The sequence below is a fragment of the Ramlibacter agri genome, assembly GCF_012927085.1.
Taxonomy (GTDB): domain Bacteria; phylum Pseudomonadota; class Gammaproteobacteria; order Burkholderiales; family Burkholderiaceae_C; genus Ramlibacter; species Ramlibacter agri.
In genome coordinates this window covers 321,633-345,581 of sequence record NZ_JABBFX010000001.1, presented here as the reverse complement: position 1 = coordinate 345,581, position 23,949 = coordinate 321,633, and the positions used below count along the sequence as shown (strand labels likewise).

General features: G+C 69.8%; 24 protein-coding genes. 10 read left to right on the top strand and 14 right to left on the bottom strand.

Annotation, left to right across the window (positions count from 1 at the left end; genetic code table 11):
* Positions 1-19: 19 nt before the first annotated feature.
* The 3 genes from HHL11_RS01710 to HHL11_RS01700 are packed head-to-tail and all read right to left on the bottom strand — an operon-like array spanning position 20 to position 2,430.
* Complete coding sequence (locus HHL11_RS01710; protein WP_169416655.1) at positions 20-883, bottom strand: hypothetical protein; 864 nt, start codon at positions 881-883, stop codon at positions 20-22.
* On the bottom strand, positions 880-1,575 hold the full coding sequence (locus tag HHL11_RS01705; RefSeq protein WP_169416654.1) for a hypothetical protein: 696 nt from the start codon (positions 1,573-1,575) through the stop codon (positions 880-882). Before HHL11_RS01705 ends, HHL11_RS01710 begins: the two co-directional genes overlap by 4 nt.
* A gap of 48 nt (positions 1,576-1,623) precedes the next feature.
* Positions 1,624-2,430 carry a cyclase family protein gene (locus tag HHL11_RS01700; RefSeq protein WP_169416653.1) on the bottom strand — a complete coding sequence of 269 codons (807 nt, stop codon included), beginning with the start codon at positions 2,428-2,430 and terminating at the stop codon, positions 1,624-1,626.
* Positions 2,431-2,478: 48 nt separating this feature from the next.
* Between HHL11_RS01700 and HHL11_RS01695 the strand changes: the two genes are divergently transcribed.
* Positions 2,479-4,476, top strand: a complete 1,998-nt coding sequence (locus HHL11_RS01695; protein ID WP_169416652.1) for an acetoacetate--CoA ligase — start codon at positions 2,479-2,481, stop codon at positions 4,474-4,476.
* Here HHL11_RS01695 and HHL11_RS01690 read toward each other — a convergent pair.
* Positions 4,473-5,360, bottom strand: coding sequence for a LysR substrate-binding domain-containing protein (locus HHL11_RS01690; RefSeq protein ID WP_169416651.1), 888 nt, complete (start codon positions 5,358-5,360; stop codon positions 4,473-4,475). The two genes, HHL11_RS01695 and HHL11_RS01690, sit on opposite strands and share 4 nt — an antisense overlap.
* Before the next feature lie 91 nt (positions 5,361-5,451).
* On the opposite strand from HHL11_RS01690, the gene HHL11_RS01685 reads away from it, so the two are divergent.
* The 3 genes from HHL11_RS01685 to HHL11_RS01675 are packed head-to-tail and all read left to right on the top strand — an operon-like array spanning position 5,452 to position 8,352.
* Positions 5,452-6,552: an aromatic ring-hydroxylating dioxygenase subunit alpha gene (locus tag HHL11_RS01685; RefSeq protein ID WP_169416650.1), complete on the top strand. Its 1,101-nt coding sequence runs from the start codon at positions 5,452-5,454 to the stop codon at positions 6,550-6,552.
* A complete protein-coding gene (locus tag HHL11_RS01680) occupies positions 6,549-7,331 on the top strand; it encodes a class II aldolase/adducin family protein (protein WP_169416649.1) in 783 nt (260 codons plus the stop codon). Before HHL11_RS01685 ends, HHL11_RS01680 begins: the two co-directional genes overlap by 4 nt.
* A 31-nt stretch (positions 7,332-7,362) precedes the next feature.
* Complete coding sequence (locus HHL11_RS01675) at positions 7,363-8,352, top strand: Bug family tripartite tricarboxylate transporter substrate binding protein (RefSeq protein WP_169416648.1); 990 nt, start codon at positions 7,363-7,365, stop codon at positions 8,350-8,352.
* 2 nt (positions 8,353-8,354) lie between these two features.
* Here HHL11_RS01675 and HHL11_RS01670 read toward each other — a convergent pair whose 3' ends face one another.
* From HHL11_RS01670 to HHL11_RS01645, 6 genes are all read right to left on the bottom strand, one after another.
* Positions 8,355-9,293: a DMT family transporter gene (locus tag HHL11_RS01670; RefSeq protein WP_169416647.1), complete on the bottom strand. Its 939-nt coding sequence runs from the start codon at positions 9,291-9,293 to the stop codon at positions 8,355-8,357.
* Positions 9,294-9,322: 29 nt separating this feature from the next.
* Positions 9,323-10,597, bottom strand: a complete 1,275-nt coding sequence (locus HHL11_RS01665; protein ID WP_169416646.1) for a S1C family serine protease — start codon at positions 10,595-10,597, stop codon at positions 9,323-9,325.
* Complete coding sequence (locus tag HHL11_RS01660; RefSeq protein WP_169416645.1) at positions 10,594-11,211, bottom strand: hypothetical protein; 618 nt, start codon at positions 11,209-11,211, stop codon at positions 10,594-10,596. The genes HHL11_RS01665 and HHL11_RS01660 overlap by 4 nt, the downstream gene beginning before the upstream one ends.
* Before the next feature lie 82 nt (positions 11,212-11,293).
* The gene (locus HHL11_RS01655) at positions 11,294-12,685 is read right to left on the bottom strand and encodes an amidohydrolase family protein (protein ID WP_169416644.1); all 1,392 of its coding nucleotides are present in this window, start codon (positions 12,683-12,685) and stop codon (positions 11,294-11,296) included.
* A 7-nt stretch (positions 12,686-12,692) separates the two neighbouring features.
* On the bottom strand, positions 12,693-13,427 hold the full coding sequence (locus tag HHL11_RS01650; protein ID WP_169416643.1) for a sulfite exporter TauE/SafE family protein: 735 nt from the start codon (positions 13,425-13,427) through the stop codon (positions 12,693-12,695).
* Positions 13,428-13,434: 7 nt separating this feature from the next.
* Complete coding sequence (locus tag HHL11_RS01645; protein ID WP_169416642.1) at positions 13,435-14,415, bottom strand: Bug family tripartite tricarboxylate transporter substrate binding protein; 981 nt, start codon at positions 14,413-14,415, stop codon at positions 13,435-13,437.
* A 107-nt stretch (positions 14,416-14,522) separates the two neighbouring features.
* On the opposite strand from HHL11_RS01645, the gene HHL11_RS01640 reads away from it, so the two are divergent.
* Positions 14,523-15,242 carry a GntR family transcriptional regulator gene (locus tag HHL11_RS01640; RefSeq protein WP_169416641.1) on the top strand — a complete coding sequence of 240 codons (720 nt, stop codon included), beginning with the start codon at positions 14,523-14,525 and terminating at the stop codon, positions 15,240-15,242.
* Here the strand turns inward: HHL11_RS01640 and HHL11_RS01635 are convergent, their stop codons facing one another.
* A complete protein-coding gene (locus HHL11_RS01635; protein WP_169416640.1) occupies positions 15,243-15,656 on the bottom strand; it encodes a MarR family winged helix-turn-helix transcriptional regulator in 414 nt (137 codons plus the stop codon).
* Positions 15,653-16,162 (bottom strand): flavin reductase family protein, encoded by a 510-nt coding sequence (locus tag HHL11_RS01630; protein WP_169416639.1) that lies wholly within the window; start codon positions 16,160-16,162, stop codon positions 15,653-15,655. Before HHL11_RS01630 ends, HHL11_RS01635 begins: the two co-directional genes overlap by 4 nt.
* Positions 16,163-16,274: 112 nt before the next feature.
* Here HHL11_RS01630 and HHL11_RS01625 point away from each other — a divergent pair, with 112 nt between their 5' ends.
* The 4 genes from HHL11_RS01625 to HHL11_RS01610 are packed head-to-tail and all read left to right on the top strand — an operon-like array spanning position 16,275 to position 21,502.
* Positions 16,275-17,054 (top strand): alpha/beta fold hydrolase, encoded by a 780-nt coding sequence (locus tag HHL11_RS01625; protein WP_169416638.1) that lies wholly within the window; start codon positions 16,275-16,277, stop codon positions 17,052-17,054.
* 1 nt (position 17,055) lies between these two features.
* Entirely contained in the window at positions 17,056-18,291 is a 1,236-nt protein-coding gene (locus tag HHL11_RS01620; protein ID WP_169416637.1) for a serine hydrolase domain-containing protein, read from the top strand.
* 10 nt (positions 18,292-18,301) lie between these two features.
* The gene (locus tag HHL11_RS01615) at positions 18,302-19,150 is read left to right on the top strand and encodes a M14 family murein peptide amidase A (RefSeq protein WP_342593158.1); all 849 of its coding nucleotides are present in this window, start codon (positions 18,302-18,304) and stop codon (positions 19,148-19,150) included.
* Positions 19,151-19,183: 33 nt separating this feature from the next.
* On the top strand, positions 19,184-21,502 hold the full coding sequence (locus HHL11_RS01610) for a xanthine dehydrogenase family protein molybdopterin-binding subunit (RefSeq protein ID WP_169416636.1): 2,319 nt from the start codon (positions 19,184-19,186) through the stop codon (positions 21,500-21,502).
* Here HHL11_RS01610 and HHL11_RS01605 read toward each other — a convergent pair.
* Positions 21,499-22,827, bottom strand: a complete 1,329-nt coding sequence (locus tag HHL11_RS01605) for a D-amino acid dehydrogenase (RefSeq protein ID WP_169416635.1) — start codon at positions 22,825-22,827, stop codon at positions 21,499-21,501. The genes HHL11_RS01610 and HHL11_RS01605 overlap by 4 nt on opposite strands.
* 76 nt (positions 22,828-22,903) lie before the next feature.
* On the opposite strand from HHL11_RS01605, the gene HHL11_RS01600 reads away from it, so the two are divergent.
* A complete protein-coding gene (locus tag HHL11_RS01600) occupies positions 22,904-23,842 on the top strand; it encodes a LysR family transcriptional regulator ArgP (RefSeq protein ID WP_169416634.1) in 939 nt (312 codons plus the stop codon).
* On the opposite strand, the gene HHL11_RS34585 is transcribed toward HHL11_RS01600, so the two are convergent.
* Entirely contained in the window at positions 23,808-23,933 is a 126-nt protein-coding gene (locus HHL11_RS34585) for a hypothetical protein (RefSeq protein WP_281068633.1), read from the bottom strand. The genes HHL11_RS01600 and HHL11_RS34585 overlap by 35 nt on opposite strands.
* Between the last annotated feature and the right edge of the window lie 16 nt (positions 23,934-23,949).

Genomic DNA, 23,949 nt, shown 5'->3' with positions numbered 1-23,949 from the left:
ACCGCAAGTCCGGCCCTTGCTACTGGGTGGCGAGCTCCGAAGCGTCGCAGTCCGCCATGGACGCGGATCGCACGGGCGCCGACAGCAGCCAGCCCCGCAGGGTCCGCATTACCTGGCGCTGGCAGCCTGCTTCCAGGGGCTGGGCGCGTTCCAGCTTCATCTCGTGGCCTTGCTGGAACCGCAGCGTGCGCATGACGGGCTCGGCGTCGGCGGGCCGGGCCGCATCCCGCAAGGCCAGCTGCAAGGAGTGGGCAAGCAGCCTTGCACTCTCCTGCTTCAAGGCATCGCCGGTGCGCCAGGCTGCCATCGGGTCCTCGTCGGGCCGCGCGCGGCCGACCACGCGCACGGTCACCGTGTAGACGGGCTTGTCCGGCTGTCCGGGCGCGAAGACGCCGATCGTGTTGTCCAGGAGCAGGGCACGCCGGTCGTACGTGAACCAGAACACCGGGGTCGTGCTCACCTGCCAGCCCGTCGCCGCCGGGTCCGGCGGCCCGAAGCCGCTGGGGCCCGAGCCTGCAGGCAGGCCGGCCAGCGCCAGCTGTACCAGCTCGGCATGCGAGACCTCGAGCAAGGGCCGCAGCGGCTCCAGGTCCTTGTCCGCCGCCAGCTGCTGCTTCTGGACTTCCGCCTGGCGCAGGCTTTCGCTGACGGCGGCATGGGCCGCGATGGCGATCAGGAAGCCCGCGAGATTGGGCGCCGGGTACACCATGGTGCCGGGCTTGCCGGTGGACTCGCTGTACGGCAGCCCATGGTACGGCACCGGGTCGACCGCCGGATGCCGCAGCGTCCACGGTCCTTCCGGCGTCTGCGCCCAGGAGGCGGGCGCAGCGCAGGCCAGCGCGGCCACCAGCCAGCGGCGGCCAAGGCGGGTGAGCGCGTTCACGGCGTCCAGGGTCGCAGCAGTTGGTCCTTGCCTTCTTCCACGGCCTGGTAGAAGGCGTTCGTCAGGCCCGGGTACTTGGGCGGCTCGTCCCAGTTGCCGTCCGCGGCCCGCGCCACGTTGATCGGCAGGTACCACTCGTAGGAGTTGCTCGCGAGGTTCACCATGCGGCCGGAAGCGCGCAGGTAGATGCGCGGCGCGCCTTGCGGAATGTAGGCGGAGTAGTTGCGCTGCAGGCCCCAGGCTTCGAGGCTCACCACGACCATCTTGTCCACGCCGTACTTCTGGCGCAGCGGGGCGAAGTTGCGCATCGCTGCGCGATCGCGGTCTCCAGGCAGCTCCGCCAGCGTCTCCAGGTCCAGGGCATCCGGGATCACGACGACCTGCATGCCCTTCTTGCGCAGCGCGTCGGCGATCTGGTCCCGCACCGGGTTGAACTCGTTCACGTCCAGCGTTTCGACATGGCCAGAGGCGCCCGAGTTCGCGACCTGCGCAGCGGCCAGGCACAGCAGGCAGCCCGCACCGGGCAGGTCGAGCGCGGCCTTGGGGGTCTTGGCCAGGACGACGCCGACCTTGCCGGCAGCGGGTGAAAGTGCGGATGTATCGAGCGCCACAGGGGCCTGGGGCTTGGTTGCGCAGCCGGCCAGCAGAAGTGCCGCCAGCCCGATCGCGGGCAGCGAAATACGGAATGCCAAGATTGCTCCTCCTCGTTATGAGCCGCGCAATCCTAGCAGCGCGGCCCGCTAGCGCGCCGCCATCAACGCATCGTCGAAGATCGCCACCGCCCGCGTCCAGCCGGCTGACGCGCCGCGGATCTTGTGCGGGAAGCAGCTGATGTAGAAACCGTTCGCCGGCAGCGCTTCGAGGTTGTGCAGCTTCTCCAGGTGGCAGTAGCCGATGTCGCGGCCCGCCTTGTGGCCTTCCCAGATCAGCGAGGCGTCGTGCGTGGCGCCGTACTTCTTCGCCGTGTGCACGAAGGGCGCGTCCCAGCTCCAGGCGTCGGTGCCGGTCAGGCGCACGCCGCGTTCCAGCAAGTACATGGTGGCTTCGTAGCCCATGCCGCAGCCGGCCGATACGTAGTCGTTGTTGCCGTAGCGCGAGCCGGCGCGCGTATTCACCACGACGATCTCCAGCGGCTGCAGTTCGTGGCCGATGCGCTTCAGCTCCGCGTCCACGTCTTCCGCCGTCACGACGTAGCCGTCGGCGAAGTGGCGGAAGTCCAGCTTCACGCCCGGCTGGAAGCACCACTCCAGCGGCACCTCATGGATCGCGATCGCGCGCTCCTTCTCCCCCAGCTTCTTGTTCATCGTGGAATGGAAGTGGTAGGGCGCGTCGAGGTGCGTGCCGTTGTGCGTGGACAGTTGCACCATCTCCACGGCCCAGCCTTCGCCATCGGGCAGGTCTTCCTTCTTCAGGCCCGGGAAGAAGGGCTCGATCTGCGAGAAGGACTGCTCGTGCGTGAAGTACTGGATCTTCGGCGCGAAGGCGGGCGGGTCGGAAACGACATCGTTCTCGAGGAAGATGGACAGGTCGACGAACGTGCGTGGCATGGGCAACTCCTGTGTTCTGGCTTCGTGCGCGATGCTACGCTGCCTCCCATGCAGACGCCGCCGTACATTCCCCAGATCCGCCGCTACCAGGACTGGCTGCAGGCCGAACGCGGCCTCGCCTTCGACGACTACCAGGCGCTGTGGGAGTGGTCGGTGCGCGACCTGCGCGCCTTCTGGCAAAGCGTGTGGGACTACTTCGAGCTGCAGTCGCCAACGCCGCACCGCAGCGTGCTGGCCGAAGAGAAGATGCCCGGTGCCCGCTGGTTCGAAGGCGCGCAGTTCAACTACGCGCAGCAGGTGTTCCGGCACGTGCAGCCGGCGCATGCGGCGGGCTTCCCCGCCATCGTCAGCCTCGATGAGCGCGGCGACCGGCGCGAGCTGTCCTGGCCCGAGCTGCGCCGCCAGGTCGCGTCGCTGGCGCTGCACCTGCGCGCGCAGGGCCTGCAGCCCGGCGACCGGGTCGCAGCCTACCTGCCCAACATCCCGGAAACGATGGTCGCCTTCCTCGCCGTGGTCAGCCTGGGCGGCGTGTGGAGCGTCTGCGCGCCCGACATGGGCACGAACGCGGTGCTGGACCGCTTCCGCCAGATCGAGCCCAAGGTGCTGATCGCCTGCGACGGCGTGCGCTATGGCGGCCGCGACATCGACCGAACCGGCGTGGTCGCGGAGTTGAAGGCGGCGTTGCCCAGCGTCACGCATCTCATCGTGCACCATGCGCTGCGCAGCGACGATGCGGCATTGCCGCCGCACACGGAATTCGCGCAGGCGACGGTGCAGCAAGGCGCCATGGTCGATGCCTTTGAGCCGCAGTGGCTGCCCTTCGACCATCCGCTGTGGATCGTCTACTCCAGCGGCACCACCGGCCTGCCCAAGCCCATCGTGCACGGCCACGGCGGCAGCGTGCTGGTGGGGCTGGCGCTGAAGTGCCTGCACAACGACATCGGCTGCAGCTACGACCGCAACAACTGGGGCGAGCGCTTCCACTGGTACAGCTCCACCGGCTGGGTGATGTGGAACGCGCAGACCGCCGGCCTGCTGAATGGCACCACCTGCTGCATCTACGACGGCAACCCGGGGGGCAGCAAGGACAAGCCGGACTGGACGGTGCTGTGGCGCTTCGCCGAGCAGCTCGGGGTCACCTTCTTCGGCGCCGGCGCGGCCTTCTTCGCCAACTGCATGAAGGCCGGCGTCGACGTGGCGCAGTTTCCCGGCTTGAAGACCGTGCGGGCGCTGGGAACGACCGGCTCGCCACTTTCGGAAGACGTGCAGCGCTGGGGCACGGCGCAGATGGAGCGCGTGGGCGTGCACGACATCTGGTGGTGCAACATCTCCGGCGGCACCGACTTCGCCGGCGCCTTCATCGGCGGCAACCGCGAGCTGCCGCAGGTGCCGGGCGAGATGCAATGCCGCATGCTCGGCTCCGCGGTCGAAGCGTGGAACGAGAACGGCGAGCCGGTGATCGGCGAAGTTGGCGAGCTGGTGTGCACCAAGCCGATCCCCTCGATGCCGCTGTACTTCTGGAACGACGAGGGCGACAAGCGCTACCTCTCCAGCTATTTCGACATGTACCCCGGCGTCTGGCGTCACGGCGACTGGCTGAAGATCGCGCCCGGCGGCAGCTGCATCATCTACGGCCGCAGCGACGCCACCATCAACCGCCACGGCCTGCGCATGGGCACCAGCGAGTTGTATAGCGCGGTGGAAGCCTTGCCCGAGGTGCTGGACTCGATGGTGGTGGACCTGGAGTACCTGGGGCGCGAAAGCTACATGCCGCTGTTCGTGGTGCTGCGCCCTGGCGTGGCATTGGATGCGGCGCTGCAGGCGAAGATCGGTGGCGCGATCCGCAATGCACTGAGCCCGCGCTTCGTGCCCGATGCGGTGTTCCAGGTGCCGGAGATCCCGCGCACGCTGTCAGGCAAGAAGCAGGAGCTGCCGATCAAGAAGCTGCTGCTGGGGCAGCCGATCGAAAAGGTCGTGAACCGTGACGCGATGGCCAATCCGGGCTGCCTGGATTGGTACGTGGAGTTCGCGCGCAAGCGCGGCTAGGCCAAGGTCCCCTTCGCCTCTTCCTCGAGCAGCTCGAGAAACCTCCGCACCTTCGCCGGCACCAGCCTGCGCCCCGGCAACAGCGCATAGATCCGCAGCGGCTCGCTCTGCCAGCCTGGCAGCAGCTGCACCAGCTTGCCCTCCGCCACCGCTTGCGCGCAGAAGGTGCCCGTGATGCGGGCCACGCCCAGGCCCGCGATCGCCGCTTCCAGGCGCACGCCCGCGTTGCCGCTGCGCAGCCGCGGATTGCGCACCTCCAGTTCGGCCGTGCTGCCGTCCGCGTGCCGGAAAGCCCAGGCCGTGTCGTCGGCGCCTGCGAGCAACGGCACGCTGTTCAGGTCCTCCGGCCGCGCCAGTTCCGGCCTGGCCAGCGAGGGCGAGGCGAACAGGCCGCGCTCCAGCGAATACACCCGCTTGGTGACGACGGTCGACGGCGCGAAGCTGTGTTCGATCGCCGAGAACACCAGGTCGCAGTTGCGCTCGAACAGCGCCACCCGGGCGTGCTCCACGTCCACGTGCACGCGCAGCTGCGGATGGTCCTTCATCATCCGGCAGGCGACCGATGCGAGGTGGTGCGCGCCGAACTCGTAAGGCGCGGCGACACGCAAGGTGCCTTGCACGGCCACGCCCTTGGCCAGCGCATCCACCGCATGTTCGCGCAGCTGCGCGAAGGGCTTGCTGATGTCGCGGTACAGCGATTCGCCGGCGTCGGTCAGGCGGAAGCGCCGCGTCGTGCGCTCCAGCAGGCGCGTGCCCAGCTCGGCCTCCAGCCGTGCCACCGAGGCGCTGAGGCTGGACTTGGGACGGTCGAGCGCGCGCGCCGCGGCGCTGAAGCCGCCGTGGTCCACCACCTGGCAGAAGGCATCGAAGTCGTCCCAGTTCACTGTCCAGGAATTGGAACACAGCGGCCAGCCCAGGCCATTGATCCGGCGGCTCCCGCTTCCTAGCATCGCGCCATTCGCAATGGAGCCTTCGATGTTTCTGAAGAACTGCTGGTACGTCGCCGCCTGGGACCATGAACTGCTGGACGGGAAAATGCTGCCCCGCACCATCCTCGAGGAGGCCGTGCTCCTCTACAAGTCCGAGAGCGGCAAGGTCGTCGCGCTGCGCGACCGCTGCTGCCACCGCGGCGTGCCGCTGCACCTGGGGCGCCGTGAGGGCGACTGCGTGCGCTGCATGTACCACGGCCTCAAGTTCGACAGCAGCGGCAAGTGCATCCAGATCCCCGGCCAGGACAAGGTGCCCGAGAAGTTCGGCGTGAAGAGCTATCCCGTCGTCGAGAAGGACCACCTGGTGTGGATCTGGATGGGCGACCCGGACCAGGCCGACCCGGCGCTGATCGTCGACTTTCCCTACCTGCGCGACCCGCAGTGGAAAGGCATTCCCGACTACATGCACTACGACGCCAACTGGCTGCTGATCGTCGACAACCTGAGCGATTTCGCCCACCTGGCCTTCGTGCACACCAAGACCCTGGGCGGCTCCGAGGAGTACGCCTACGTCACCAAGCCGGTGGCGGTGGAACGCCTGAACGACGGCTTCCGCGTCGAGCGCTGGCACATGAACGCGGCGCCACCGCCCTTCCACCGCAAGGTGCTGCCCGCGGCGGAGAAGGACCAGCCGGTCGACCGCCGCAACATCGGCCGCATGTTCGTCCCCGGCATCTTCTTCCTGGAGTCGATGTTCTCCCCGGCCGGCAGCGGCTCGGAGCAAGGCAAGCGCGAAGGCAGCCGCGAGTACCGCAATTGCCAGTTCATGACGCCGGAGACGCGCAGCACCACGCACTTCTTCTGGACCTACCTGAACAACTACGAGGGCGAGGACCACAACATCTCGCGTTCGCTGCACCAGAGCCTGATCGAAGGCTTCCTGGAAGACAAGCACCTGATCGAGGCGCAGCAGAAGGTGCTGGATGCGGACCCCAGCTTCGAGCTGCAGGCCGTGGTGGCCGACGCCGCGCTGTCGCACTTCCGCCGGACGCTGGCTGCGCAGATCGCGAAGGAGCAGTCCGAGCAGGCTGCAACCCCTGTGCCCATCGCCGTGCGCAAGCCGCACCAGGTGGGGCTGGGCGCATGACGCCGGGCGCGCTGCGCGACGCGTTCCAGCAGCATCGGCCTGCGGGCTGCGAAGCCGCCGAATGGCAGCAGCGCTGCGAACTGGCCGCGGCCTATCGCCTGTTCGCACTGCTCGGGTGGCACGAGCTGATCTACAACCACTTGACGGTGCGCGTGCCCGGCACGCCGCACTTCCTGATCAACCCTTTCGGGTTGATGTACCGCGAGGTGAAGGCCGGCAACCTGGTGAAGATCGACCTGGACGGCCGCAAGGTGGACGACAGCCCCTGGCCGGTGAACCCCGCGGGCTTCATCGTGCACAGCGCCGTGCATGCGGCGCGGCCGGACGCGCATTGCGTGGTGCACACGCACACGACGGCGGGCCAGGTGGTGTCCTGCCAGCGCGACGGGCTGCTGCCCCTCAGCTTCAATTCGACCTTCTACACGGGCCGCGTCGCGTACCACGACTTCGAAGGCATCACGCTGGAGCGCGAGGAGTGCGAGCGCCTGGCCGCCGACCTGGGCGACCGCAACGTGATGATCCTGCGCAACCACGGCCTGCTGGTGTGCGGGCCCAGCGTCGGCGATGCCTTCGCCGAGCACTACATGCTGCAGCGAGCCTGCGAGGTGCAGGTGGCCGCGCAGGCGACCGGCGCGGCGCTGGTGCAGCCGCGCAGCGAGATCGCGCAGCTCGCCGCGGAGCAATACGAACGCACCGCGCGCCGCGGCGACCAGAACACCTTGCTCTGGGACGCGATGTTGCGCTGGGCCTGGGACCTGGATCCCGGTTTCGCCACCTGACCCTTGCAGTTCATTCAAAGAGGAGACAAGCATGACCGTATCCCGCCGCCAGGCCCTGGCCGCCGTTCCCGCCGCCGGCCTGCTGGCCGCCCTGGGCCGCAGCGCCTGGGCGCAGTCCGGCTTCGAGACCGCGCGCATCATCACCGGCTTCGCCGCCGGGGGCACCGCCGACGTCATCAGCCGCCGCGCTGCCGAGAAGATGCAACCGGGCTACGCCCGCACCGTGCTGGTGGAGAACCGCACCGGCGCCGGCGGCCAGATCGCCGTGCAGTACGTCAAGGCCGCCGCGTCCGATGGCGCCACCGTGCTGCAGACACCGATGTCGATGCTGTGCATCTACCCGCACATCTACAAGAAGCTGCCTTACGACCCGGTGGCGGACCTGTCGCCGGTGTCGCTGGGCGCTGTGTTCGACCTGGCTTTCGGCGTCGGGCCCATGGTGCCGGCCAGCGTGAAGACGGTGAACGACTATCTCGCCTGGGCCAAGGAGAGCCCCAAGCGCGGCAGCTTTGGCGTGCCGGCAGCCGGATCCATCGCGCACTTCATGGGCGTGCTGCTGGGGCGCGCGGGCGGCGTGGAGTTGCAGCAGGTGCCGTATCGCGGCACGCTGCCCGCGATCCAGGAGATGGTGGGCGGCCAGCTGCCCGCGGTGTGCGGCCCGGTCGGCGAGTTCACGCAGTTCGTGAAGGCCGGCAAGTGCCGCCTGCTGGCCACCGCCGGCGCCAGGCGCAGCCGCTTCGCGCCCGAAGTGCCCACGCTGGTGGAGCAGGGCTTCAAGGACATGGTGTACCGCGACTGGTTCGCCTTCTACCTGCCGCCCAGGAGCTCGCCGGAGCAGGTGCAGCGCCTGCACGCGGCGCTGGCGTCCGCGCTGGCTGCGCCCGATGTCGTGGCGGGCCTGGCGGCGATCGGCCTGGAGGCGCAGTCTTCGACGCCGGCAGAACTCGCCGCCATGCAGCGCAAGGAGCTGGAGCTTTGGGATCCGCTGGTGAAGACGATCGGCTTCACCGCGGATAGCTGAAGTCAGCGGACCGTTGCGGTCGGGTGTGCAGCTCCGCTGCGCACCGCCTGCTTCTTCCGGCTCACCAGCACGATCCCCACCGCCACGCCCGCCAGCGCCAGCACCAGCTGCAAGGTCAGCGGCTCGTGCAGCACCAGCACGCCGAACAGCAGCCCGAACACCGGCGTGAGGAAGGTGAAGGACGACAGCTGCGTGGCCGGGTAATGGCGCAGCATCCACATCCAGGCGAGATAGCTGGCGAAGGCGCCGATCGCCGTCTGCAGGAAGATCGAGCCCCAGGCCTGCCCTGAGTACGCGAAGGACCAGGTTTCGCCCAGCATCAGCGACAGCACCGGCGCCACCGCGGACGTCACCGCCACCTGGTAGAACAGCGTCTTCTCGGCGCTCGCGTTCGACAGCTTCGTCGCGCGGATCACCAGCGTGGTCAGGCCCCAGAAGATGCCGCCGCCCAGGGCCAGCGCATCACCGCGCAGCTGGCGCGCCGTGGCATGGCCGGCGAAGCCTTCGCTGAAGGCGAAGGCGACGGCGGCGAACGCGATCACCAGTCCCACCCACTGCACCGGGCGCAGCTTCTCGGCGGGCACCAGCCGCGGCAGCAGCAGCGCCACCACGAAAGGCGAGGTGTAGAGGAACACGGTCAGGCGCGAAGCGGCTGTGTCACGCAGGCCCAGGTAGATGCAGGTGAACTCGCCTGCGAACAGCAGGCCGGCGAGCAGGCCCGCGCCCAGGGTGCCATCGCGCTCGAACAGCGGCACCTTGCGCCACCAGCACCACAGCCACAACAGCGCGGTGCCACCGACGAAGCGGATCGTGGCCTGCCACAGTGGCGGCACTTCGCCCACCGTGGACTTGATCAGGATCTGCTGGAAGCCCCAGAACAGGCAGCAGGCAAGCAGCAGCGTCGTGGCGAGCGCGTCGAGGTGGTCTTTGCGATCCGGCATGGGGCGATGGTAACGAAGCCCCCGCTCTCCTATCGCACCCAGAGCAGCTTGTCGTCCACGGCATAGAGGCCGCAGCCCGCGTCGGGCCCATACCAGGCGCGGCAGATCGCCATGGCGCGCACGGCGGGGTCGGGGTCGGCCGAGATCTGCGGCCGGCTGGCCGAGCGCGTGCGCTGCCAGGCGCAATCGCCCTTGGTCGTGATCGCGAAAGCCCGCGGCGGCGCCGAGTCGACGAACTTGCGGTATTCGTCGCGGCACTTCTCGTTGACCGGGATGGCTGCGACGTCGTTCACGTCACGCCGGCCCGGCGCGGGCGCAGGCGCGGTGGGTGCGGGTGGCGGCGCAGCGCTCGTCACCGGCTTGTAGACGACCTTGCTGTCCACCGCATACAGGCTGCAGCCCGTGCGGTGCCAAGCCACGCACAGCTCCATCGCGCGCACCGCCGGGTCGCTCGCGGTGCTGAGCTGCGGTCGCGGCGAGACGCGGCCCGCAGCCCACGCGCACTTGCCCTCGGTGTTGACGGCGTAGGCCTTGGGCGGCGCGGTGGCGATGTATCGGCGGTATTCCTCGCGGCAGCCCGGAAGCACCGGGACGGCGTTGGCGTCGTTCACGTCCGACGAGCCGGTCGCGGCCGGCACCTGCGCCTTGGCGGCCGCAGCCGCCTGCAGGGCCGCATCGCTGCGCTGCGCCAGGTCGCGCACCCAGTTGATGGGGATGGCGAAGTTGAGGTTCTGCGCGTCGTCGAAGCCGCTGCTGGTGATGCCCACCAGCCGGCCCGCCGCGTCGAACAGGCCGCCGCCGCTGGAGCCGTGCGAGATGGGCGCGGTGAACTGGATGCGCAGCAGCTGCCTCTGGTCTTCCGAACGCCGCAGCGCGGACACGAGGCCGTCGCTGAAGGTCCGCTCCAGCCCGCGCGGATTGCCCAGCGTGTAGACCTTCTGCCCCACGGCCACCGCGTCGCTGTCGCCCAGCTCCACGGCCGGGGCGCGCAGGTTGCGGGCACTGACCTGGCACAGGTCGCGTTCCGGGTCCAGGTACTGCAGCTTCGCCTCGTGGGCGACGTTGTCGTTCTGGATGCTGATGCGGGCCGCGCGGCGCAGCACGTGGCAATTGGTCAGCAGCGCCTCCGGCCCGATGACCACGGCGCTGCCGGCCGCCAGCGCCGCGCCGTCGCGGTCGAAGGTGCGCACCAGCCACACGCTGGGCGACAGGCGCTGGTACAGCTGCTGCGGCGTCGCCTCCTGCGCTTGCGCGCAGTGTGGCCACAGGCTGGCGAGGACGAGCGCGGCGCAGAGGGTTTTCATGGCTTGGGCAGCAGGTCGCGATAGTCGTCCAGCGACGCGGCGCCGCCTTGCGGGCGCGCGGTGCCGGGCAGGGTCGTGCTGGTGAGCGGCTGGCAGGCGTCGTCCGCCAGGTTCTGCCCGCGGCGCTGGCGTTGCAGGCTGGGCACCGCGCGGCCGCTGCCACCGGCGCCGACCTCGGCGATGTCGGCACCGCACTGCTGGCCGTCCATCTGGTTGCGCATCAGGTAGGTGTGCCCGCGCGCGGGCTCGAAGGACAGCAGCACTTCGCAGGCGCGCCGGTGGTCGGCGCTTTCGAAGTACACGGCCACCGTCTGCAGCCGGTCGGCGGCGATCCGGGTGCTCACGCGCTCGGGCTCGTGCTCGGTGCCGGCGGTGATCTGGCGCCGGCCCGAGCAGCTCACGGGCTGCTGGAAGGCGGACACCACGTAGCGGCTGCCGGCCTGCGTCACGCGGACCAGCAGCGTGGCGTCCGGGCCGCTGGCGGGCGGCGAGTAGGCAGGCAAGGGGCCGCTGGCGCGTGGCGCGGCGCAGCCGGCCAGCAGCAAGGCCACCACGATGCCTCCCAGGCGGCGCCGGGGGACCGGTCGAAAGCTGGCGATGGCAGGCGCGAGCATGCGGCCATTATTAGTGGCGCTATTGGCAAATCCAGTGCCCGTTGGGCGGTGGCCGTCGCCTGCGGGCAACGGCGGTGGGGCTTCAGCCCGCGTGACGGCGCCGGTGTTCGTCCGCGGTCGGATGCACGCGCTGGATCGGCGCGCGCGCGATATCTTCGCGCGCGATGGCGCGCACCTGCGCAAGCAACGCACGCGCGTCCCAGTCGGTCGGCCAGCCTTGCCACAGGCGCAGTTGCCCGTTCACGAACACGGCCTCGACCTGGCTGCGGTCGGCCAGGCGCACGACTTCCCAGCTCAGGTCCCAGCTCGGGGCCAGCTCGGGCACGTCCAGGTCCAGCAGCAGGAAGTCGGCGGCCAGCCCTTCCTCGATCGCCCCGGTGACGGCGCCCAGGCCGCAGGCGACCGCGCCGCGATGCGTGCCGTGGTCCAGCCAGGTCCAGCCGGCGCCGCAGGAGGAATCGCCACGGTCGATGCCGTAGGTGTAGCGCTGCGCCGATTCGGCGGCATCGAGCAGGCGGAAAGCGTCGTAGCGCGTGCCGTCGGTGCCCAGCGCGAAGGGCACGCCTTGCGCCTGCAGCTGCAGCGCGTCGAGCACGGCGTTGCCTTTCCAGGCACTGGCCACCGGGTTGTAGGCGATGGCGCCGCCCTGGCGTTGCAGCAGCGCGAGCTCGGACGGCGTCAGCAGGGTCGCATGGGCCAGCAGCGTGCTGGGATGCAGCGCGTCGCAGGCCGCCAGCAGTTCGATCGGACGCAGCCCGCGCGCGACCAGCGAGCGTTCCACCGCGACGAGGTGTTCGTTGGCGTGGGTCTGGAAGATGCGGCCCGCTTCGCGCACCAGCGCGGACACGCGCGCCAGCATGCGGTCGCTGCCGACTTCGGGGATGGAGATGGCAAGCGAAGGATGGACCAGGGCATCGTGCTCGTACTGCGCGAGGTGCTGCTCCGCGCGCTTCACCAGCTGCGGGTAGGCGTCGTCGCCGGCCGGGTGGCCGATGTCGTTGCAGGTCAGGCCCAGCACGCAGCGCACGCCGACCTCGTGCGCAGCGCGGGCGATGCCGTCCAGGCCTTCTTCCGAACGCGTGCCGGCGTCGACGACGGTGGTGAAGCCGCCGCGCAGCGCTTCCAGCGCGGCCAGCTTGGCGCTGACGTAGGCGGCTTCGGGCCGCAAGGTCTGCTCCATCGGCACCCAGATGCGGCGGAAGATCTCGGACGGTTCGCCGAAGGCCAGCGCCTTGCCCAGGGCCTGCGTCAGGTGCGTGTGGGCGTCGATGAGGCCCGGCATCAGCAGTCGCTGCGGCAGTTCGACCGGCCTGAGCTGCGGGAACTCGGCGCGCACCTGCGCGGCGGGGCCGACGCGCACGAAGCGGCCGTCGCGCACGACCACGGCCTGGCCGCTGGCGCAGCCGTCCTTGCGCATCACCTGTTCGGGAACGAGCAGCAGTTCGCGCGCGGCGAAGGTCGAAAGGTTGTTCATCGCGGTCTCAGGCAAGCAGGCGCCAGGCGTACCAGGCGCCGGTGAGGATCAGGAGCACGCACACCAGGTGGTGCAGCGCGCGCGCCGGCGTGCGCGGTGCGGCCCACTGGCCGGCGAGGGCGCCGAGCAGCAGCACGCCGCCGATGGCCAGCGCCAGGCGCAGGTCCAGCGCGCCGGCGATCGCATGTCCCGTCGCTGCGCACAGCGCCACGGGCAGCTGGATGGCCTGCGCCGGCGGCAGGATGTTGCGCACGGGCTGGCCCGCCAGCAGCAGCAGCGGCACCAGCAGCACCGGGCCGCCGGTGCCTGTGAGGGCGGAGCCCAGGCCCACGGCGGCACCGAGCGCACCCATGGCGAGCGGGCTGAGCGCCTCGCGGTCCTCGCGCGCATGTGGCGCGCCGCGCAGGCCCCAGAGGCCGCTGGCGAGAGCCAGCACCGCGAGTCCGGCCAGCAGCCAGGACACCGAGACGTGGTGCACCAGCACGGCGCCGATGGCCGCGCCGGGCAGGCTGGCCAGCGCCATGGTGCCGGTGCCGCGCGGGACTGCGCCGCCGCTTTGCCGCAGCTTCCACGCCGCGGCCACGCCGGGCAGGGCGAAGGCGAGCGAGGCGGCGGCAATCGCGTCCTGCAGCGCCACGCCCTGGACCTGGTTCAGCATCGGCACGACCAGCACGCCGCCGATGCCGGTGGCGCCGATCAACCAGCCGGCAATGAGGATGGCCGCGGCGCTGCCCAGGACCATGCGTTCTTCACTCCACCTTGATGTTGGCGCGGGTCACGGCGTCCTGCACCAGCCGGCGCTCGTGCTGCAGGTAGTCGGCGAACTTGGGCCCGCTGATGACGCTGGGCTTGTTCGCGATGTCGGCCAGCTTGCGCGCGATTTCGGGGTCTTTCATCGCGGAGTCCACGGCTTGCACCAGCGTCGCCGTCACGTCGGACGGCAGCTTGGCGGGACCGAGCAGGCCCAGCCAGGATTCGATGTCCAGGCCCTTCAGCGCGGGCGTCTCGGCGAGCGCCGGCACGTTGGGCAGGCCGGGCCAGCGGGCCGCGGTGGTCACGCCGAAGGCGCGCACCTTGCCGTCCTTGATGAAGGGCTGCGCCAGCGTCAGCGGCAGCACGGCCAGATCGAGCTGGCCGCCGGCGACGTCCGTCAGCACCTGCGGGCCAGCCTTGTAGGGCACGTGCACGATGTTCAGGTCGGCGCGCTGCTTGATCATTTCCGCGGTGACGTGCAGCGAGGTACCGACGCCGTCGGTGCCGAAATTCAGCTTGCCCGGTTGCTGGTGGACCAGCTGCACCAGTTCCGCCGTGTCCTTGGCCGGCAGGCTGGTGCGGCCGATCAGCACGAAGGGGCCGACGGCCACGGTGGCGATCGGCGTGAAATCCTTGAAGGTGTCGTAGCGCACGGCGGCGGGCGCCACGAGCGGCGCCACGTTCAGCGGGCTGGCCACGGCGAACAGCAGCGTGTAGCCGTCCGGCTTGGCGGCAGCGGCCTTGGCGGCGCCGATGGTGCCCGAGGCGCCGGCCACGTTGTCGATGACGATCGGCTGCTTCAGCACCTGGCTCACCCTCTCCAGCACGACGCGCGCGGTGGCATCGACGCCGCCGCCGGCCGCGAACGGTACGATGACGGAGATCGGCTTGGCCGGGTAGGTCTGGGCATGGGCGGCTGGCAGCAGGGCCAGGGCGCAACCCAGGACGGTGGCTTGGGAAAGGTGGCGCAGCAGCATGGTCGGCTCCTCGAGGAAGAAGGGTGGGGTGCACCGCGGGGGTGCGATGAATATACTTGTCATAACAAGTTATGACAAGCTAGCAATGGCCATGCCAGGGACTCTTCATGGCTGAGGCGCCGCAACCCCTCTATGCCCGGCTGCGCGACGAGCTGCGCGCCGGCATCCTCGACGGCCGCTTGCTGCCGCATGCCAAGCTGCTGTCCGAAAGCGAGATGACGGCGGCCTATGGCGTCAGCCGCATCACGGTGCGGCAGGCGCTGTCGGACCTGCAGAAGGAAGGCCTGATCGTGCGGCTGCAGGGCAAGGGCGCCTTCGTCTCGCAGGCGCAGGCCGCGCCGCAGCTCAATCGCCTGGAAGGCCTGGCGGAATCGCTGGCCGCGCAGGGCCAGGCGGTGCACAGCAAGCGGCTGGCGATGAAGGCGCTGCGCGCGCCGGCGGAGGTGGCGGCGGCCTTGGGCCTGGCGCCACGCAGCGAGGTCTACCAGCTCAGCACCTTGCGCTACCTGGACCGGCAGCCGCTCTCGGTGAACGTCTCGCACTTCATCCCGGGCCTGGGGGAGCGCGTGGCCCGCATCGACCTGTCCGGGCGCGACCTGATCGACGTGCTGGAACGCGAGCTGCGCCTGCGCGTGGGCCGCGCCGACGTGGAGATCCGCGCGGAGGCCATGCCGGCGAAGGAGGCGAAGCTGCTGCAGGTGGGCGCGGGCGTGCCGGCGCTGCGGGTGCAGCGGGTGATCCGCTCCGAGGATGGCGCGCCGCTGCAGACGGAGAACGCGCTCTATCGGGCGGACATCTTCAGCTACAAGCTGAGCCTGTCACGCTGATTACGCGGCCCTTGCGGCCAGCTTTGCCAGCAGCTTCTTCAACGCCGCCTGCTCCGGCGCCGCCAGTGCGCGCAGCATCTGCGCCTCGTGGTTGCGTGCCTTGTCCAGCAGCGGCCGCGCCAGCTTGCGGCCGGCCGGACTGGCATCGACCAGGGTGCGGCGCTGGTCCGCCGGATCGGCCAGCAGTTCCACCCAGCCCTGGTCGGCCATGCGCTGCACCAGCTTGGTCACCGTGGGCTGCTTGGACAGCACCTCGTGCGCGAGCTGGCTCACCGTCAGCGGTTCGCTGCCGTGCAGCGCGGCGAGCACCCGCCACTCGAGCATGCTCAGTCCGGCGGCCCGCAGTTGCTGGTCGAAATCCTTGTACAGGGCGTGGTTCGCCCGCCCGAGGAGATAGCCCAGCGTTTCGCTCATAGCGGATGCTCGGTGTAGTAGCGCCCGCCATGGAACAGCAGCGGCGACGCGCCATGGCGATGCGTGCAGCGCTCCACTTCGCCGACGAAGATGACGTGGTCGCCTTCCTCGTAGCGGCTGCGGTTGAAGCACTCGAAGGTGGCGGCCGCGCCATGCAGCAGCGGTGCGCCGCCGGCGCCGGCATCGAAACCCACGCCGCTCCAACGGTCGGCGACGCGCGAGGCGAAGCGTTCGGCCAGCGTCTTCTGGTCGGCCGCGAGGATGTTGATGGCGTAGTGCGAGCCGGCGCTGAACACGGCCATCGAGGCGGCGGCGCGCGCCAGGCTCCACAGCACCAGCGGCGGCGCCAGCGAAACCGAGTTGAAGGAATTGGCGGTGAGGCCGATCAGCGCGCCATCGGCGCTGCGCGCCGTCACGATGGTGACGCCGGTGGCGAACATGCCCAGCGCCGCCCGGAATTCCAGGGGCGAAAAAGTGGGCGGCTGGGCTTGGCGCGGCGGGTTCATCGAGACGCGGATTGCATGAAATTTCATGTATTATGGCCGCAAGGGGAGACCACCGCCGGATGCAGCTGGAAACCATGGAAGCCGCGGGGCCGGGCGCCCCTCGGGAGCGCGCGTGACCACCGTCCCCGCGTTCACGACACTGGGTGGCGGGCCCACCGTGCTGATGCTGCACGGCGTGGCCGGCGGCCACCTGGCCTTTGCGCCGCAAGTAGAGACCCTCGCCAGCGCCGGCTACCGCGCCGTCGCCTGGGACATGCCGGGCTACGGCCACAGCGCACCGATCGAACCCTATACCTTCAAGGGCCTGGCCCAGAGCTGCATCGCGCTCATCGAAGCGCTGAAGTGCGAACGCGTGGTGCTGCTCGGGCAGGGCCTGGGTGGCATGGTGGCGCAGGAGGTCGTGGCGCGCCGGCCCGAGCTGGTGGACAAGCTGGTGTTGTGCGGCACCTGGGCCGCCTTCGACTTGCCGCAGCCCGAAGCCTTCGTCGCCGAACGGGTCGCGCCGCTCGATGCGGGCCAGGGCATGGAACAGATCGCGCAACTGGAGGTGCCGCAGATGGTGGGCCCCGGCGCGCTGCCGGAAGGCGTGCGGCTGGCCAAGCATTGCATGGGCCAGGTCCCTGCGGCCACCTACCGGCGCGCGCTGGAATGCATGGTCACCTTCGACCGCCGCGCCAACCTGGCCAACATCCTGGTGCCCACGCTGGTGCTCGCCGGCGAGCATGACCCGCTGGCGCCACCGGCAGCGATGAAGCGCATGGCCGATGCCATCCCCTACAGCACTTTCCTGGAGCTGAAGGGCGTCGGCCAGCTCCAGAACCTGGAAGCGCCGGACGACTTCGACGGCATGCTGCTGAATTTCCTGGCGCTGCCCGCGCAGTTGCTGCACTGAGATGCGAATCCGCGCGCTGCTGCCGGCCCTGGCGCTCGCCGCGCTGGCAGCGCACGCGGAGCCGGACGCCGAGCGCCTCGGCGCCGATGCCGGCTACCCGCCGGGCGACAGCCGCACCTGTGCCCAGGAGCGTTACCGCGTCGCCTGCTGGTCCGCGCTGGACCATGTGCGGGGCATGCAGGTGCGGCGCGTGGCGCCCTCCGCCGCGCCGCTGCCGCTGCCCGCGATGGCGAATCCGCCGGCCATCCGCTATCGGTTCCGCAACCTCGAATACACGCTGGACGAGTACCTGGAGCGCCAGCGCGCCACCGGCATCCTGGTCCTGAAGGACGGCCAGGTCGTCGTCGAGCGCTATCGCTACGGGCGCCAGCCCGACGCGCACTTCCTGTCCTTCTCGATGGCCAAGAGCGTGACCTCGTTGCTGGTTGGCGCGGCGCTGGAGCGCGGAGCCATCGCTTCGCTGGATGACCCGGCCGACAAGTACGCGCGTTCCCTGCAAGGCAGCGCCTATGGCGGCACGTCCATTCGCGACCTGCTGCACATGTCCTCGGGCCTGACCTTCAGCGAACGCTACGACGGGCATGACGACGTCGCGCGCATGGGCCTGGCCTTCGCCACGGCGCCCGATGGCAATCTCTCCGTGCTGCGCAGCATCAGCGAGCGCCACGATCCGCCTGGCGCGGTGTTCCGCTACGCCAGCGCCGAGACCGAGGTGCTGGGGCGTGTGCTCGCAGGCGCCACCGGCAAGACCCTGGCGGAGCTGACGCAGGACTGGCTGTGGCAGCCGCTGGGCGCCGAGAGCGAAGCCTTCTGGCGCATCGGCCGCGATGGCCAGGAGGGCGCGTCCGGCTGGTTCAATGCCACGCTGCGCGACTGGGGCCGCCTGGGCCTGCTGCTGGCGCTCGATGGCCGCGCCGGCGAGCGGCAGGTGGTCGGACGCGACTACCTGCTGGCGGCCACCGATGCGGCGCACCAGCCCGAGCCCTTTCGCCCCGGCTACCAGGGCCGTGGCTATGGCTATGGCTACCAGTTCTGGCTGCTGCCTTATCGCGAGCGCAGCTTCGCGCTGCAGGGCGTGTACGGCCAGGGCGTGTTCGTGCAGCCGGCAAGTGGCATCGTGATGGTGGTCACGTCCGTGTGGAAGGATCCCAGCGCGCAGCAGGACCCGGCGCCGGCCGCGGAGCGCGCCGCTCTCTGGCGCGGCGTGCTGCGCTCGCTGGGCGGCGCGGCCGATTGAGGAGCAAAGCGTGAAGAACAAGTGGCTGTGGACCCTGCTCGCCGGCTGCACGCTGGCCGCCCAGGCCTCGGCGCCGATGCCACCTGTCCCGCCCTGCGACCGCTTCGTCGGCAAACTGCCCAATGTGACGCGGCCGCTGTGCGAAGGCGCGGCGCTGAAGGACAGCGGCGCCCGCTCGGTCCAGGGCATGCCGCTGTACCTGCGCGATGTCGGCGAACCCAACGCCAAGCTGCGGGTGCTGGTCATCGGCGCCATGCACGGCGACGAGCCGTCTTCGGCCGCGGTGGCGCTGCACTGGATCCGCCTGGCCTCGCAGGAAGGGATGGAGCTGCCGCAGGCCGTGCACTGGCGCTTCGTGCCCATGGTCAACCCGGACGGCATGCTGGCCACGCCGCCGCGGCGCACCAACGCCCATGGTGTGGACCTCAACCGCAACTTCCCCACGCCCAACTGGGAGCGCGATGCGGCGCTGTACTGGCAGAAGCGCACCGGCAAGGATCCGCGGCGCTGGCCCGGTCCCAAGCCGGCCTCCGAGCCGGAGACGCGCTTCCTGCACGAGCAGATGCAAAGCTTCAAGCCGAACCTGATCGTGTCCATCCACGCGCCCTACGGCCTGCTGGATTTCGACGGCCCCTCGGTGCCGCCTTCGCGCCTGGGCCGGCTGTACCTGGACCAGGTCGGCATCTTCCCGGGCTCGCTCGGCAATTACGGCGGTGTCCAGAAGGGTGTCCCGGTGGTGACCATCGAGCTGCCGAACGCCCTGCGCACCCCGCTGGACGCCGAAATGCGCCAGATGTGGCTGGACCTCCTGCGCTGGATGGCCGCCCGGGTTCCAGGGGAGGGGCCCTCTGCCCGCTGACGAAAGGCGCGAAATCGGCGAGACTCCGCCGTCATGAGCACCGACATCGCGCAACGCTTCGGCAGCGGCCAGTCCGTCCGCCGCCTCGAGGACGACGGCCTGCTGAAGGGCGTGGGCCAGTACACGGACGACCTGCAACCCGCCGGCCAGCTGCGGCTGGTGTTCGTGCGATCGCCGTACCCGCACGCGAAGATCACGTCCGTCGACACCGCCAACGCGGCGTCCATGCCGGGCGTGAGGAAGGTGGTGACGGGCGAGGAGCTGGCTGCGGCCGGCGTCAAACCCATTCCCTCGATGCCCGCCATGCCCGATGGCTCGCCGGTGAAGACGGCGCCGCGCCTCGTGCTGGCGCGCGAGCGGGTGCGCTACGTGGGCGAGCCGGTGGCGCTGGTCGTCGCCGAGACGCTGCAGCAGGCGCGCGATGCGGCGGAAGCGGTGTGGGTGGAATACGAGGAGCTGCCGCACGTCACCGACCTCACGCAGGCGGCGGAAGCCGGTGCGCCCGAAGTGTACGAAGGCGCGGGCACCAACATCGCTGCGCAGCTGCGGCACGGCGATGCCCAGGCCTGTGATGCCGCCTTCGGCCAGGCCGCGCACGTGGTCAAGCTGGAGATCGTCAACCAGCGCGTGAGCGCACTGACGATCGAGCCGCGCTCGGTCCTTGCCTGGATCGCGGACGATGGTCGCCTCACGATGCGCATGAGCACGCAGATGCCCTCCGGCGTCAAGACGTCGATCACGCAGGACATCCTGGACCTGGCGCCGGAACAGGTTCGGGTCACGGTGGGCGACGTCGGTGGCGGCTTCGGCATGAAGACCGGCATCTATCCGGAAGACGCGGCCGTCGCCTGGGCCTCGTGGACCTTGAAGAAGCCGGTGAAGTGGGTGGCCGATCGCAGTGAGGAATTCCTGTCCTCCTTCCACGGCCGCGACCAGCGTGCGCGCGCGGAGCTGGCGCTGGACCGCGAGGGCAAGATCCTCGGGCTGCGCCTGCGCACGCTCGCCAGCACCGGCGCCTATGCGACGGCCACCGGCATGCTGATCCCGCTGCTGATCGGGCCCTGGGTGCAGACCAGCATCTACCACGTGCCGGTGATCGACTTCCAGCTGCAGGCGGTGCTGACCAACACCGCATCGACCGGTGCGTACCGCGGCGCCGGCCGGCCGGAGGCGATCTTCATCATGGAGCGTCTCATGGACGAGAGCGCGCGCCAGCTCGGCATCGATCGCATCGAGCTGCGCCGCCGCAACTTCATCCAGCCCGCACAGATGCCGTACACCAGCCCGATGGGGCAGATCTACGACGTCGGCGAGTTCGAGAAGATCATGGAAGAGGGCCTGGATCTGGCCGACTGGAGCGGTTTCGAGAAACGCGCCGCGCAGAGCAAGGCACAAGGAAAGATCCGTGGGCTGGGCATCTCCACCTTCCTCGAATGGACCGGCGGCAACGTGCTGACCGAGCGCGTCACGGTGGACATCCAGGCCGACGGCGTCATCGAGGTGTTCTCCGCCGTCAACCAGATGGGGCAGGGCATCGCGACCACGCTGGCGCAGCTGGTGGTGGACGCCTTCGGCGTGCCCATGGACAAGGTGCGCGTGGTGCTGGGCGACACCGATCGCGGCGAAGGCTTCGGCAGCGCGGGTTCGCGCTCCATCTTCACCGGCGGCTCGGCGCTGAAGCTCGGCTCCGACAAGGCGCTGGACCAGGCGCGCGAGCTCGCGGGCAAGGAGCTGGAGGCTTCGGCGGCTGACCTCGAATATGCCGCCGGGCGCTTCACGGTCAAGGGCACCGACCTCGGCATCGGCCTGTTCGAGGTGGCGGCGAAGCAGCCGCGGGGCCACATCTTCGTCGAGCACACCAACACCGTGGCCGGACCGAGCTGGCCCAATGGCTGCCATGTGAGCGAGGTGGAGATCGATCCCGCCACCGGCAGCGTGCAGGTGGTGAAGTACTCGAGCGTCAACGACGTCGGCCGCGTGGTGAACCCGATGATCGTGCGCGGCCAGCTCGATGGCGGCGCGGTGCAGGGCATCGGCCAGGCGCTGCTGGAGCAGATGGTCTACGACCGCGACAGCGGCCAGCCGGTGACCGGCAGCCTGATGGACTATGCGGCGCCGCGCGCCGACGTGGTGGCGTGCGAGTTCGTCACGGAGATGAACGAGACCGTGCCCTGCACCAACAACCCGCTGGGGGTGAAGGGCGTAGGCGAACTGGGCACCATCGGCGCCGCGCCCAGCGTGGTGAACGCAGTGGCCGATGCGCTGGCGCGGGCGGGCCGGAAAGACGCAGCGCGGTCGCTGCAGATGCCGCTGACCGCGCCGAAGGTGTGGGGGATGTTGAACGGCGTCTAGGCGTTGACCAGTGCGCCTTCGTAGCGCCGCTCGCCCTTCCCGTACCCGTAGAAGTCGAACGCCATCCGCGGCTGCCGGCCGCCGATCAGTTCGGCCATCGCCTTGCCGGAGCCGGCGCCGTGGGTCCAGCCCAGGGTGCCGTGGCCGGCGTTCACCCACAGGCCTTGCACCTTGGTGCGGCCGATGTAGGGAATATTGGTCGGCGTGGCCGGACGCAGGCCGGTCCAGAACTGCGGATCGCCGCCTTCTTCCGGCAGGCGCGTGTCGCAGACGCCCGGCAGGATCTTCTCCACGCGTTCGGCCAGCATTCGGCAACGCGCTTGCGAAACCGCGCTGTTCAAAGTCGCGTCCCAGCCCGACACCTCGATCGTGCCGGCCACGCGCAGCGTGTCGCCGAGGCGGCTCATCGCCACCTTCACCTCGTCGTCGATGGTGCTGACGAAGGGCGCGTCGGCCGGCTTCTTCAGCTTGAAGGTGGCGCTGTAGCCCTTGCCGGGATAGATCGGCAGGCTCACGCCCACCTGGCGCAGCAACGGCGCCGTGTAGGAGCCCAAGGCGACGACCACTTCGTCGGCGGCGAGCCGTTGCGCCACGCCGGTCGCGCGATCGCGCACATGCACAGCGGCGATCGTGCCGGCGGCGGTCTCGAGGCGCTCGATATCGCGTCCGTAGAGGAACTGGACTCCGCGCGCCGCACACAGCTGGGCCAGCTTCTGCGTGAACACGCGGGCGTCACCGCTTTCGTCGCTGGCGGTGAAAGTGCCGCCGACGATGCGGTCGAAATTGCGGAAGGTCGGCTCGATGGCGAACAGCTCGTCGCGGCTGACGACCTTGCGGTTCACGCCGTGCTTCTGCATCAGTTCGGCGGCCGAACCGGCGTCGTCGAAGGCCTTCTGGTCGGTGTAGAAGTGCGCGATGCCGCGCTCGAGCCGCTGGTACTCGATGCCCGTGGCAGAGACGACGTCCTTCAGCGCGGCATGGCTGTAGTTGCCCAGCGCCACCAGCTGCTGCACGTTGCGCTCGAAAGCCGCGTCATTGCACTGGCCCAGGAAGGCGAGGCCCCAGCGCCATTGCTGCCAGTCCAGCCGCGGGCGGAACAGCAGCGGCGCTTCCTTGCTGAACATCCATTTGACGAGCTTGGCGGGCGCATGCTTGTTGGCCCAGGGCTCGCAGTAGCTCACCGAGATCTGCGCGCCGTTGGCGAAGCTGGTCTCCAGGCCGGCATCCGGCTGGCGATCCACGACGATGACTTCATGGCCGCGCTCGGCGAGATGCCAGGCGGTGCTGATGCCGATGATGCCGGCGCCGAGGACGAGGGTCTTCATGCGTCGCAGTTTGCGGCGGCTCGCCGGATTTCAAAAGCCAAATTAAACTGTTTGCCGGAGCATCAGATCTGCTTATATGAGCACCTACGACCCCGCCGCCCTGGAATGCCTCGCTGCCATCGTCGAAGAAGGCGGCTTCGAGCGCGCCGCGCAGCGGCTCAACATCACGCAGTCCGCGGTATCGCAGAGGTTGCGCGCGCTGGAGGCGCAGGTCGGCACGGTGCTGATCGTGCGCAGCCGGCCGCTGAAGCCCACGTCCGCCGGCAACCTGCTGTTGAAGCACACGCGCCAGCTGAGGCTGCTGCGGGCCGACCTGGAGCTCGATCTGCGCGAGCTGGCGCCCAGCACCACCGGCGGCGCCCGCGAGGAAGAGCGCATCGCCATCGCGGTCAACGCGGACAGCATCGCGACCTGGGCGCTGCCCGCCATGAACGGGCTGGCGCGGCAGGGGCTGCCGCTGGAGATCATCACCGACGACCAGGACTTCACGCACGAGTGGCTGCGCGAAGGCCAGGTGATGGGTTGCGTCACCACGGTGAAGCAGGCGCTGCGGGGCTGCAAGGTGGTGCCGCTGGGCGCGATGCGCTACGTGGCGATTGCGGAGGCGGCCTTCGCGAAGGAGAAATATCCGCAGGGGCTGACGCCGCACAACTTCCGCGAAGCGCCCTTCATTGCCTTCAACCGCAAGGACGACATGCAGTCGGAGTTCGTCGGCAAGGCCTGCGGCCTCAAGCGCGTGGCGCTGAACCAGATCTTCGTGCCCAGCTCCGAAGGCCAGGTGCGCGCGGTGCTGGCCGGCTGGGGGCTCAGCGTGGTGCCGGAACTGCTGGTGCGCGGACTGCTGGAGGAGGGCCGGCTGGTGAACGTCGCGCCGCAAGCGGCCCTGCCGATCCAGCTCTATTGGCACTGCTGGAACCTGCAGTCCGAAGTGCTGGACGGGCTCAGTGCGGCGTTGACGAAGGCGGCGGAAGGTGCGCTGGTCAGCGCGGAACGATCGCGCCCTGCGGCACGCTGAAATCGGTACCGTCGGGCCCCACGAGCGCGAACAGGACCGCTGCAGCGACGGCAGCGATCCAGACCAGCGTATGGACCCACAGCGGTTTCATGGTGCCTCCCGGCATC